Source organism: Bifidobacterium felsineum (assembly GCF_002802915.1).
In the GTDB taxonomy this organism is placed as follows: Bacteria; Actinomycetota; Actinomycetes; order Actinomycetales; family Bifidobacteriaceae; genus Bifidobacterium; species Bifidobacterium felsineum.
Map to the genome: position 1 here is coordinate 88,842 of NZ_PEBJ01000005.1, position 12,091 is coordinate 100,932.

Consider the following 12,091-nt stretch of genomic DNA (forward strand, 5'->3'; position numbering starts at 1 on the left):
TTGAATTGAGCACGGCAGCTCCTATTGTGGGCATCGTTCGCGCGTCAGTATCCGCACCAGCAACGGCATGCGGCGCACTCTTTTCCGAGGGACAAGAAGAAGCTTCATGATTTTCCAATCCGGCGCGCTGCTGCTCGCCATCATCGGCCCCTATCTGCTCAAGCACCTCCACGTGTTCACCGAGCAAAGCTACAAGGTGGCCCAAGGCCTGGTATTCAATCTGACGCTGCCGTGCGCGATCATCCTCTCGTTCGCCACCAACAAGCACGACATGCGCATGCTGTGGATCGTGCTGTTTGGCTTCTTCGCCTGCGCGATTCCGCTGTTCATCGTGTATTTCGGCTCGCATGGCGACGAACGCAACTATCGCGCCTTCCAAATGCTCAACGCCTCAGGCCTGAACCTCGGCGCATTCTGCCTGCCCGTGGTGCAGACATTCATGGGCGCGAGCGCCGGCCTGCCGATCATCATGCTCGATATCGGCAACGCCACCGTGGCCACCGCCGGATCCCTGACCATCACGCGCACGCTGCTCAAGATGGACGAAAATTTCAAATCACTGCCGATGATTCTGCGCATCCGCAATATCGCCCGCGATTTCCTGGGTTCGATTTCGTTCGATATCTACATGCTGATGCTGGTGTTCATGTTCCTGCACATCACGATCCCGCAGCCTATCGTGACGCTGATCACCCCGTTCGCCAATGCCAACGCCTTCTGTGCGATGGCGATGATCGGCCTGATGATGGAGATTCCGGACAACCGCAAGGATCGCATGGAACTGCTCAAAGTGATTGGCTGGCGCATGGTCTTCGGCGCGATCATCGCCGTGGCCGCCTGGTTCCTGCTGCCGTTCGACATGCGCATCCGCGAGATCATCGTGTTGGGCTCCTTCGCCCCGATCACGATCTTCTCCACCAAGTTCACCGATTCACTCACCGGCAACGCCAAACTCGCCGGTTTCTCACTCACCGTGACCGCCATCATCAGCCTGGTGGTGATGACCGCCCTGCATGCGGTGCTGCCGGGGGCGTAACGGACGGCTGGCTGGCAGTATCTGCGCGGGCGGACACAACCCACGCGCAGATACTGCCGATTCCAGACCTCTTTCAGGCAGTAACTGCGCGGATTGACGAGTCCCTCGCACAGTTGCTGCCTGTTCAGCACACAAAAGGGGCAGTAACTGCACACCACGTCCGTTCGGACGCGCAGCTACTGCCCCTTAAGCCGCCCACGATGCCATACGGGCAAACAAAATTAGGCACGCACGATCACGTTGCGCAGGTCGCCGATGCCTTCCACATGCACGATGGTCTCGTCGCCCGGGTCGAGATGTCCGGACGCATTCGGCGTACCGGTCATGATCACGTCGCCCGGCAGCAGCGTCGAGAACGAGGAAATCGCGGCGATTTGCTCTGGGATGCCGTGAATCAGGTTCGCGGTGGTACCGGATGCCATCGGCACATCCTCACCGTTCAGCGTGAAGGAGATCTTCGCATCCTTCCAGTCGAGGTCGTCGCGCATCACAATCCACGGACCGAGCGGGCAGGACGTATCGAAGCCTTTGGCGCGGGTCCAGGTCGGGTCAAGGCCCTGCAGGTCGCGCAATGTCACGTCGTTGACGCAGGTGAAGCCAAGCACGTAATCCATAGCCTTCTCAACCGGCACGTTCTTGGCGATGCGACCCATCACCACAGCCACTTCCGGCTCGAAGTTCATGTCTTTGGAGCATGCCGGGTACACAATCGGGTCATCCGGGCCGATCACCGAGGTGGACGGCTTGGTGAAGATGACCATGTTCTCCGGCGCGTGCGCGATCTCGGAGTGGCCGGCTTCGTGCATGAACTGCGCGTGTGCCTCGTAGTTCTTGGCCAGACCGTACACCTTGGAAGGAATGACCGGGGCGAGTAGGCGCACACCGTCCGCATCCACCGCGTAACGATTGCCCGTGGGCTTGACCTGGTCGCCGGCCAGCGGGTGACCGTCCAGTTCGATGAGGTAATCCTTGCCGTCAACCGGGTCCTTCTGCACGAAGGCATAGCGCGGCGCATCATTCAAAGAAAATCGTGCGAGTCTCATAGGGCCAACACTACTACGGCACTTCGGGCCGGCATGACGAATTTTGCACGAAACGTACTTTTATTGCCCCGCATCGCAAAGCACAGAAGCACAAATCAGTTCGCCGCTTATGCGAAAGCGGCAGCAGTGTTATCACCTTGATACTGATATCCGAACAGATCATCAAAGTCATCAAAATCACCGTGGTCATGTCCATCGGTACTGTGGTCACGATTGCCGTTATGGCCATTGTCGAAATCCCCGAAGTTGTACTCATATGAGTAACCATCCAGCCCACCGTTGCGAGACTCTTGCTCGATCCAGGAAACCGCGCCGATAATCACAACAATAATCAGAATGATTTCAGCGATGATTTTGACCGTGCCAATGACTATTCCGGCAATAGCAAGTCCGCGGCCTTTGCCGCCCTGCTTTTTAATTTCACTCAAACCAATGACGCTCAACACAATGCCGATTATCGAGACAAAGAATGACGCAACGAAACCGCCCACGGCAAAGCTGTTGTATCGCTGGGCGATGCGGGGATTGGCATAAGCATTGTACGGATCAACGTACGGATTACCCTGCGGCATACCCGGATTCGTATACTGCCCCGCTTGCGGAGATGCACTATTCGCAGTTGCTTCGCTTTGCGGATTCTGAGCTTCGGCCTGACGCCCTTCGCCAGAAGTCTCGCCCAAGTTTTCACGCTCATTCAGCTCGCTCATCGAATTCCCCTTCCATAAAACACATCCGGCACCTCATATCGCCGCGCTTCTTTGTGCGCAATCGCCATTCAGCACCAGCATACCCAACGCCATAAAAGCTCACAATTGTAAGTACAGTTGAAATTAGATACTTACAAGGCAACGAATTACAGCACACCACAAATCATAGTGGGACATAGGCGTCCCCCAATCCCCACCAGCGCATCTACCGTATCTAACACTCTCTCGCGATAAGATAGAAGATAAGATACGATAAGATAGAAGATAGCGATAAGATACTGGCAGAAAGCACTACGATGGCAGGATTAGTCGAAGGCCCACATCTGGAATTCAAGCGCACATGGGTCGATGGGGCCAAGCGATCGGCCGTCGCATTTGCCAACACTGACGGAGGAACCATCTACATCGGCATTGAGGACAACGGAGATGTGACTGGAGTCAGCAACATCGACGAGACCATGCGTCGAGCAACACAAGCAATTTCTGACGGCATTCGACCTGACGTAATGAGTTTCGTCTCCGTCAAGAACGAAAGCATCCGCAACACACCAGTCGTAGCCGTGCATATACAACGCGGCGCCCACCGCCCTTATTATCTAGCCGATAAAGGGATTCGACCCGCTGGCGTATATATTCGTTCAGGGGCTGCATCCATCCCCGCCTCTGAGACGGCCATTATCGACATGATCAAACAGACAGCGGGCGACTCATTTGAAAACGCAGTCTCCCTTAACCAGGAGCTTACTTTCACCGCGGCTCAGGCAGCGTTCGCCGATGCGGCACTACCGTTTACGCCACAAGCGCAACGAACACTCGGGATGATCAATGCAGATGGAGTCTATACCAATCTGGCTTGGTTGCTCTCCGATCAATGCACTGCTTCAATCAAAGCAGCCGTGTTTGCCGACGAAGTCAAGGAAGTTTTTCTGAACAGGCAAGAATTCACAGGCTCGCTGCTTACCCAATTCGGCCAAGTCAGCGAATTCATATCGCGACACAATGCGGTGCATTCATATATGGATGCGACTATGCGGCGTGTAGATAACTACGAGTATTCACCACTGGCATTACGCGAAGCAATACTGAATCTCATTGTTCACCGCGATTATGGCCTTTCAGGCCCGGCTCTTATTAGCGTTTTCAGCAACCACATGGAGTTTATGAACCTTGGTGGGCTGCCCGAGAACTTTACCCGCGCGGACATGATGAACGGAATTTCCTCACAGCGCAATCCCAAATTGGCCAACGTTTTCTATCGCCTCAAGCTAGTTGAAGCATATGGCACTGGCATTCGCAGAATTATGGGTGACTATAAGAACGAAACCATCCAACCCGCGTTCGATATCAGCGACCACGCATTCCGGCTCATTCTTCCTAAGCATCAACGTGACAATGCTGTCAGCCCAGTGCAAACTTCATCTGCACAAGCCATTACGCAAGGAGTCACTCCGACACGAACTGCGAATCTGCCAATAAAGCAACAGCAGATTCTTGACTACGCCAAAGAGCATGGCAGCATTACTCGCAGACAGGCGCAGTCGGTAACCGGAGTCTCTCAATCGACTGCAATAAAGATCATTAACGCCCTAGTCGGCAAGAAACTGCTGACACGTACAGGGAACGGGCCGCATACGAGTTATCAGTCCGTTTGCTGAATCTGCGCAACAGGTCTTTCTACGATGAATTCTGGGGGCCACGCAAACTTCATTGTTTAGCGACGCCCCCGGAAAACGACGTATTGACTAGGCGCGTTCAATAATAGAGTGAATAGAGTGCGCCTAATCAGCCCAGACTACTTCGCGAGCAGCGGGGCGACTTGTTCTTCGTATGCGGTCAGGGCGGTGTCGATGACCTGGTGCATGTCGTAGTACTTGTACGTGCCAAGACGCCCGCCAAACACGGTCTTCGGCTCAGCGGCGGTCTTCGCCTCATACTGCGCGTACAGCGTCTTGTCCGCGTCCGTGTTGATCGGGTAGTACGGCTCGTCGCCGCGCTCGGCGAAGCGGCTGTACTCCTCCCACACCACGGTCTTGTCCGGGTTCTGCTGATCCGCGCGCTCCGGGTTGAAGTTCTTGAACTCTATGGCGCGGGTGTACGGCACGTCGGCGTCGGAGAAGTTCATCACCGGGCAGCCGAAGTGATCGCCCTCGTCGTAACGAACCTCCTTGAAGTCCACCGTGCGCCACTTGAGGTCGCCGAGCTCATAGTCGAAGTAGCGGTCGATCGGGCCCGTATACACCACCGGGATGCCGGCGGCCTGCAGGGCCTTCTTGTTGTACGGCTGGGACTCGTCGAAGAAGTCCACGCCGAGCTCCACGGTGATGCGCGGATCGTCGATCATACGCTCGAACCACTTGGTGTAGCCGTCCGCGGGCAGGCCCTCCCACGTGTCCTTGAAATAACGGTTGTCGTAGTTGAAGCGGACCGGCAGTCGCTTGATGATCGAGGCCGGCAGCTCAGCAGGATCGGTCTGCCACTGCTTGCCCGTGTAGTTCTTGATGAACGCCTCGTACAGCGGACGGCCGATGAGCTGAATGCCCTTGTCATTCAGGTTCTCCGGGTCGGTACCGGCCAGCTCGCCAGCCTGCTCGGCAATCAGCTTCTGCGCCTCGGCCGGCGTGTAATGCGCGTGGAAGAACTGGTTGATGGTGCCGAGGTTGATCGGCAGCGGATAGACCTCGCCGTCATGCGTGGCGTACACGCGGTGCACGTAATTGGTGAATGAGGTGAAGCGGTTCACATACTCCCACACGCGCTTGTTGGATGTATGGAAAAGGTGCGCACCGTACCGGTGAATCTCCGCGCCCGTCTCCGGGTCGAAGTACGAGTACGCGTTACCGCCGATGTGGTCGCGCACGTCGATGATGTGCACGCGAACGCCCGCATGCTCCACCGCCTGCTGCGCCACAGTCAGGCCAAACAGTCCCGCACCGACAATTACCAGATCTGGGTATTCGATTGATTCGGTCATATTCGTTTTCCCTTTAAAGTCAAAGCCTCCGTAGTGATGCGCATATTCAGCATTCACAACACAAGTCATATCAATACTACTCGTATACACGTCGAACGGATTCAATCCTAGGCAACCACACACAATCTGGAAATGGTGAATGGCAGAGCCAAGGATTGCGACCACACCATCTACGATGACAAAATCAAGCGCACATAGCGGTTCTATTAAATATATTTGCCATATATGTCAATTATTTGCAATAGACAGTAGTTTGTAACGCCGGGACCTAAACGACGCAAACTCAGCTGCACCGCGGCATTACATCCTATATTGCCAAAACACATCACGATGAATAATCGTGCGATACTGAGAATGTCCACATCAACAGAGAATTACCAGAGGAACTTATGCCGCAGTCCCAACCGCTCGTCTCCATTATTGTGCCGGTGTATAACGCCGAGGATTACCTGCATTACTGCGTGGATTCGATTCTGGGGCAGTCGTATACGAATCTGGAAGTGATTCTGGTGGATGATGGGGCCAAGGACTCCAGCCCTGCCATTTGCGACGCGTACGCCGCGAAGGATCCACGAGTGAAGGTGATTCACCAGACGAATGGTGGCATCTCGAAGGCGCAGAACGCCGGCCTAGACGCGGCGCATGGCGAATACATCGCATTCTCGGACAACGACGACATCCTCGACCGCCGCAACATCGAGTATCTGCTGCACGCACTCGTAAGCACCGGAGCTGATATGAGCAAGGCCCGCTGGCGTCAGTTCGGCGTCTCCCAGCTGGAAACCGTGGCTCAGGAGGCCGCATCCGGCGCTGAAGCGCCCGGCAAGATCACCGTGTTCGAGCATCCGCTCGCCGCCTACCAAACTGTATTCTGCAAGAGCCTGCGTCTGATTGGCGATAAACTCGGTCGCAATACCGAGGCCCGCTACTTCAACGAAGCCAACTGGTGCCGCCTGTACAAGCGCGAACTGTGGGACGGCATTCGCTTCCCGGAAGGCATGTACGCACAGGATACAGCGATTGCAGGAAAGCTATACGTTCGGATGAATACGGTCGCGGACATCGATATTAATCTCTATAACTGGCTGCAGCGCTCAGAGTCTGTAACGCATCAGAAACGCGACTTCTCCTTCCATCATGACCATGTCACTGCCGCAACCGAGAATTTCCGACTCTGTCTCGATCATGATGTACCACCAATGCGCAGCTACTACACACTAGTCAGTGAATTCCACGCCGAAGCGAAGGCTCCACACATACAAGAACCGCACAATCATCAGCAATATGAATCCGATAAAATTCTTGTTCAAGAGCTTATTAGACAACTCTCTAATTCAAACAGAATCAAATGCGCAATGATACGCCAAATTCGCCTATCGGAAAAAGCCATTTACGATAGGCGAATTAAGAATATGAAATAAACATAAGATAGGTATTGCACAATCACTCCATGATTACATAATACCTATCTTATACAATACCTATCTTATGTACGAAAATCAGCCCCAATAGGAATCGCAAATTATAAAATTTTTACCAAACTCTAACAAGTTTTATAAAGCAACATCCCTATATAAATATCAACCATTTTTAAAGTTAATATCTTGATGTTGATTCTTTATTTTCGGAGAAGCAAACATGAGAACAATAAACATTAAAAGACTCATGACAGTAATTGCAGAATCTTTATATGCATAAAATTCCATATGAATTGCGGAATGATTTGCTAAAACTGCATACCACACAATAGGAGCGACACCAATAAGCAGAACGGGAAGCCCTGACAATATATTACTTCCAAATATTCTAATATTGCCCCCTTCTTTTATGAACTTCAGGTACAGCAGAGAAACAATTACAAAGAAGAAAAGGAAAACCATTCTTTTCGGCACGTTACTCATAATGCAGTTATAGTTATTTTGAATAATCTCCACTTTATTAAAAGTCACACCATGAGCCTCATTAACTCCACCGGTATCACTTCTAACCATAATACTGTGAATTGCATCTGAAATGACATTCTCACGGATAACAAGACTAGAAATAACCCATTTCATTATCCATGTTGAAGAATATCCAATTAGCCACATTAAACTAGAATAAATAACTGTAAAGAAACGACGGAATGAAGTTGTTGTAGCATATAACGCATCATGCATCACGCAAAAAATGAGCGGAATACAAAGTGTCAGAAGAGGGAATGTCAAAAAATCAACATAGTTGGTGATTGCACCAACTACCATGAAAGCAAGAACACGATAATCTTGTGAATCAAAAATCCGAATCATACATATACTAGACAATGTAATATATGTAACAGGACTAAACACCAACGACATCGGTACAACAAATATATTAATCAGAGACAGCGTAGTTGTAAAACAAAGAGCAGCGATGATTCCGAATCTTTCTTTTACAACGCCAAAAGCAATACAAATTAAGAAAGCTAAAATAATAAAAGAAATAATACGGATAGCACTATAATTGAAAAAAACTAGTAATGGTTTTAAAATAATAGCATATCCGTGCCAGTATCTGGGATATCCTTGATTTGCGAAAGCGGCATAAACCGGATTATGCATAGCGCTACTTTCCAAACTCACCCATTTTTCTCGATTAGTAAAATATGCTGTTACCGCATTCCAATTACTCGTTCTTTGCGACTGCTGCAGCATAATGCTATCAGTAAAACTATCAAGTTGACTTTGCGGTGTGAAGAAAATCCATGGGTGTGCCCCTTCTGTTTTTATCTGGGCGATCCCTGACGCAATAGATCCTTTTACCAACCGATCTGGAATACAATTTACAAGCACATTCAGTATTGAGAATAGTACCCATAATAGTGGTAAAACCGTTATGGGCCACCGCCTGAGGAAATTATCAAGTTTTTTCATTATCCTCATCCTTTTCATCACGACGAAATCATTGCTTCCCGTGAGCAATTGCCTCATTACTTTCCAACGACTGCTTTACAATCGTTTGTTCATCGTCCAGATCAACGGCAATTGCAGCACGGACGCCTTTCCACTTTTCAATAACAAACAGCGGATTGAGAGCCAACCAATAGAGCTTGCGCTTCCACGTATACTGGTGATCTTTCAGAATGAACAGACTTCCTAGTGTTACAGCTCGAATGACTTGTTTAATGACAAACAGGATAGAAATCGGATCCATCGTTTTACCCACACGACGGACACCAACAATTTCGTCGAACATACGCTTCTTATAGTCACGAAGTTTGATTTCATTCGTATGCCATACGTTTGCACGCGGCGCGTACGCTTTCATATAACCATGACGAATAAGATCTTCACCAAATTTCTGGTCTTCGGCATATGGAATGTCTTGATACGGCACATCACCAAGCAACACAGACTTACGTGCGGCGGAGTTCACGTCGGAATAGAACGTTACCAAATCGAACAGCTGCTGCGAATCAATAAAATCATCCTCATAAAACAGCGTAGTGCCAAAGTCCGGCCCAAACTGCTTGAAGGTACGAATGATTTCCTCTTTCAGCAGCGGCAACGCAGTAGTACGGGGGTCCTGCTTGCCCATGACACCAACAACCTGGGGGAAACGTTCTAGAGGCTGAATGATTTCATACAGCCATCGGTCATGAGCTGGCGTCGCATCCTGAGTGAGGTAGACAACATATTCGCCACGAGCCTTCTCAGCCGCCTGCTGGCGTACTCGGCCATGCGAGAATTCCGGCTTGGTAATGGTCTCATACCGGAAATGTTTGAACTTTGGCTCCCAAGACTTGATAATCTCAGGAGTACGGTCCTTGGAACTGGTATCAATCACCAGAATTTCGTATTCGAAACCAACTTTCTGCGTGGACAGCGCGGTGAATAACTCATCCAAATTGTCTTCGCCGTAATACGTGGGAATAAAAACAGTGGCTTTGATATCAGTCATGATGCTGAGTGGTGGCCTCTCGGAGAATTATTTGTTCGAACTTATCGTACGAGGCATCCCAAGAGGAGCTTTCCGCTCGCTTGGAGATGCGCCTGCAACGGGCTTCAATATCTGGATCGTTAACAACCTCATCGAGTCCGTGAGCCAGTTCAATCGGAGAATCGAGCGTATATACGATATCCGGGTTCTCGCCTATGACCATGCGATTATTGTCGCCGTCATTCATTACCGGCACACAGCCTGCGGCGAGCAGCTCAAGCGGTAGAAGAGACGCGTTGGTCAGAGAAAGCACAAGGCATGCCTCAGACTCATGGTAAATCTGTGCAAGCTGGGTCGGGTTGACGATGCCACGATTCTCGTAGGGGAACGGAATGTCGTAGTCAGATACATCCCATCCGAAGAACACGATGTTGTAGTCGGGATGCATCTGGTGGAACTTAGCTAATGCGAGCACGCCGATTTCAAAAGCACGACGCTCAGTAACCGGGCGGCCGTAGAAACAGATCTGCTTCTTTTTAGATGTTTGGCTCTTCGGCTTGTAAATATCAAGATCTGCGCCAAAATCGAAATAATCAGCTGGCATATCGAATTCACCGACCTTCTTGGTCAGCCAACGGCCAGCAGTTACGCCATAGAAACCGAAGCGATAGGTGTTTTCAGCAAGGACTGACTTAGATCCCATGCCGTAGAAGAGCGGCTCATAGTCCTGCACAAAATACATCTTGTGCGCATTGGTTTTCATGTTGAATACCGGATATGCGGTTTCCCAGCCGGTGGCAAACAATACGTCGAGATCAATCTTGTCGATATCTTTAACCGGCACACATTTCACATCAATATCAAAATGCTCTTTGAGTAGCTGATGCGAGTATTCTGCAGGCTGCTTAGCAATGCTCTCATAGATAAAGAATGTGACATTATGGCCACGTTCTTGCAGAGACTTGGCAAAACGCGCAATGGTATGCTGACCGCCGCTGCCAATGCTGATAGGAGACAATACCCAACCGATATTGAGTTTATCTTTCGCTACCTTGGCAGGCGCTTGATACGGATGAGCGACAAAATCTGCTGCTACAACATCCTCAGCAGACGTCATCACGTCAATAGGACGCTTGACAACAACATTTTGGACCACGGGAGTACGTTTGATTTTACGTTTGACGAAACTAAAAGTACGAGCCACTGCTACTTTTAGCCCATTATGTCGAAGATACTGGAAAAAAGCTACAATATATCTCATATTCACTTCCCAATAATTTTTCTGGCAAAACGAATGGGCGCTGATACCATCCGCCCTGCTTTCCAAGTTCGAGATTGGTAAATCGCATCAATTTGCGCCCGTAGCATACTGCTCTCATTCGCATCGCGCTGCTGCAAGATATCATAGCGAGCCTGCAAATCAGCATAGCGGGTCTGCAAATCAGCATACTTTTCTCGCAACCAAGCTTTATCTCCTGCTAATAGCAATGCCTCATTCAGGGAATGGAAACCACGCGTAAAAAGACGCACATATGCTGTATTGGTCGCTATGTTTGAGAAGTCGACCGTACGGAATGTTATATCATTGTTAAAGCCGGTGAAGGCAGACGCGTTAGCTATTAGTTTCTCTCGCAATGAGAGATATTCATCAGGATTTGCTGGCGGATTATCTACATTGAATAATTCATAATTATTCAAATAATCCACATCTGTAGCTTTATTAACAAGATTATCGAGCCCTGCATACCGTCGAGGATCATATTTGAGATGATCCATAATCAAAAAAACAGGTGTTCCCAAAGCAAGCGATGGCAGCATGGCATGAAGACGAGTAGTGACAACTGCATGCGCAGACTGGTACAGGAATAGGAAATACTCCGCCAACTGAAAACGGTCATCTCGGCTCATATTGGCATCAAAATATGGAGAGGACTCGATTACAGGGCGATTCGTCTTCTTCCGCAACATTGCGACGACCGGTTTCGGCAAATCAACCGCTAGGACAAAATCCTGTTTCTTTACTTGAGGATCAGCCTGCAAGGTCAGCGTCATGCAACCCGAAAAATACGAATCGATACCATGCTTCTGCAGATAATCCAACGTTGACAGGTCTCTTGCGCCAACAGGTCCATGACTATTTAAATAAGCAATACTTTCACTTGAGAAAAATGCATCACCCACTCGTTGATCAGCCTGATCAATATACATCGAAATCAATAATGGGTCTATTGACGAAGTTTTAGGCGGCCATGCATATGGAGAATGCATATACCATCCATTCATGATGATTTTGATATCATCTTTCGGTTCCCATTGACCTACATAATCGCGATCAACGTAACTATCTACGCGTGGCAAAAATCTTCTGGCTGCAATGCTCTGAATCTCATCACCGATGTTTTCGGTCTCATAAGAGAAAAGGCCGTACTTCATA

10 protein-coding genes are annotated in these 12,091 nt (G+C 49.9%); 3 read left to right on the forward strand and 7 right to left on the reverse strand.

From position 1 onward, the window contains the following. Window positions 1-106: 106 nt before the first annotated feature. The gene (locus CSQ86_RS08730) at window positions 107-1,036 is read left to right on the forward strand and encodes an AEC family transporter (RefSeq protein WP_100494750.1); all 930 of its coding nucleotides are present in this window, start codon (window positions 107-109) and stop codon (window positions 1,034-1,036) included. Window positions 1,037-1,257: 221 nt separating this feature from the next. On the opposite strand, the gene CSQ86_RS08735 is transcribed toward CSQ86_RS08730, so the two are convergent. Further along, a complete protein-coding gene (locus CSQ86_RS08735) occupies window positions 1,258-2,079 on the reverse strand; it encodes a fumarylacetoacetate hydrolase family protein (protein WP_033889922.1) in 822 nt (273 codons plus the stop codon). 107 nt (window positions 2,080-2,186) lie between these two features. Continuing rightward, window positions 2,187-2,786 carry a DUF4190 domain-containing protein gene (locus tag CSQ86_RS08740; RefSeq protein ID WP_100494751.1) on the reverse strand — a complete coding sequence of 200 codons (600 nt, stop codon included), beginning with the start codon at window positions 2,784-2,786 and terminating at the stop codon, window positions 2,187-2,189. Window positions 2,787-3,082: 296 nt separating this feature from the next. Here CSQ86_RS08740 and CSQ86_RS08745 point away from each other — a divergent pair, with 296 nt between their 5' ends. After that, window positions 3,083-4,441, forward strand: a complete 1,359-nt coding sequence (locus CSQ86_RS08745) for an RNA-binding domain-containing protein (protein ID WP_100494752.1) — start codon at window positions 3,083-3,085, stop codon at window positions 4,439-4,441. A 137-nt stretch (window positions 4,442-4,578) separates the two neighbouring features. Here the strand turns inward: CSQ86_RS08745 and glf are convergent, their stop codons facing one another. Further along, a complete protein-coding gene (glf, locus tag CSQ86_RS08750; RefSeq protein WP_100494753.1) occupies window positions 4,579-5,757 on the reverse strand; it encodes a UDP-galactopyranose mutase in 1,179 nt (392 codons plus the stop codon). Window positions 5,758-6,146: 389 nt separating this feature from the next. On the opposite strand from glf, the gene CSQ86_RS08755 reads away from it, so the two are divergent. After that, complete coding sequence (locus CSQ86_RS08755; protein WP_100494754.1) at window positions 6,147-7,178, forward strand: glycosyltransferase family 2 protein; 1,032 nt, start codon at window positions 6,147-6,149, stop codon at window positions 7,176-7,178. 159 nt (window positions 7,179-7,337) lie between these two features. Here CSQ86_RS08755 and CSQ86_RS09740 read toward each other — a convergent pair whose 3' ends face one another. Genes CSQ86_RS09740 through CSQ86_RS08775 form a run of 4 tightly spaced genes read right to left on the reverse strand, consistent with a single transcriptional unit; the run spans window position 7,338 to window position 12,090 of the window. Continuing rightward, window positions 7,338-8,651, reverse strand: a complete 1,314-nt coding sequence (locus CSQ86_RS09740) for a hypothetical protein (protein WP_133119278.1) — start codon at window positions 8,649-8,651, stop codon at window positions 7,338-7,340. A gap of 28 nt (window positions 8,652-8,679) precedes the next feature. Then, the gene (locus tag CSQ86_RS08765) at window positions 8,680-9,678 is read right to left on the reverse strand and encodes a glycosyltransferase family 2 protein (protein ID WP_100494756.1); all 999 of its coding nucleotides are present in this window, start codon (window positions 9,676-9,678) and stop codon (window positions 8,680-8,682) included. Next, on the reverse strand, window positions 9,671-10,918 hold the full coding sequence (locus CSQ86_RS08770; RefSeq protein ID WP_100494757.1) for a rhamnosyltransferase WsaF family glycosyltransferase: 1,248 nt from the start codon (window positions 10,916-10,918) through the stop codon (window positions 9,671-9,673). The genes CSQ86_RS08765 and CSQ86_RS08770 overlap by 8 nt, the downstream gene beginning before the upstream one ends. A gap of 2 nt (window positions 10,919-10,920) precedes the next feature. Next, window positions 10,921-12,090, reverse strand: a complete 1,170-nt coding sequence (locus tag CSQ86_RS08775; RefSeq protein WP_100494758.1) for a polysaccharide pyruvyl transferase family protein — start codon at window positions 12,088-12,090, stop codon at window positions 10,921-10,923. Window position 12,091 lies beyond the last annotated feature (1 nt).

Bases quoted from the DNA above. Each gene is read 5' to 3' on its own strand.
- CSQ86_RS08730 (WP_100494750.1), top strand. From the start codon at position 107: ATGATTTTCCAATCCGGCGCGCTGCTGCTCGCCATCATCGGCCCCTAT.
- CSQ86_RS08735 (WP_033889922.1), bottom strand. From the start codon at position 2,079: ATGAGACTCGCACGATTTTCTTTGAATGATGCGCCGCGCTATGCCTTC.
- CSQ86_RS08740 (WP_100494751.1), bottom strand. From the start codon at position 2,786: ATGAGCGAGCTGAATGAGCGTGAAAACTTGGGCGAGACTTCTGGCGAA.
- CSQ86_RS08745 (WP_100494752.1), top strand. From the start codon at position 3,083: ATGGCAGGATTAGTCGAAGGCCCACATCTGGAATTCAAGCGCACATGG.
- glf (WP_100494753.1), bottom strand. From the start codon at position 5,757: ATGACCGAATCAATCGAATACCCAGATCTGGTAATTGTCGGTGCGGGA.
- CSQ86_RS08755 (WP_100494754.1), top strand. From the start codon at position 6,147: ATGCCGCAGTCCCAACCGCTCGTCTCCATTATTGTGCCGGTGTATAAC.
- CSQ86_RS09740 (WP_133119278.1), bottom strand. From the start codon at position 8,651: ATGAAAAAACTTGATAATTTCCTCAGGCGGTGGCCCATAACGGTTTTA.
- CSQ86_RS08765 (WP_100494756.1), bottom strand. From the start codon at position 9,678: ATGACTGATATCAAAGCCACTGTTTTTATTCCCACGTATTACGGCGAA.
- CSQ86_RS08770 (WP_100494757.1), bottom strand. From the start codon at position 10,918: ATGAGATATATTGTAGCTTTTTTCCAGTATCTTCGACATAATGGGCTA.
- CSQ86_RS08775 (WP_100494758.1), bottom strand. From the start codon at position 12,090: ATGAAGTACGGCCTTTTCTCTTATGAGACCGAAAACATCGGTGATGAG.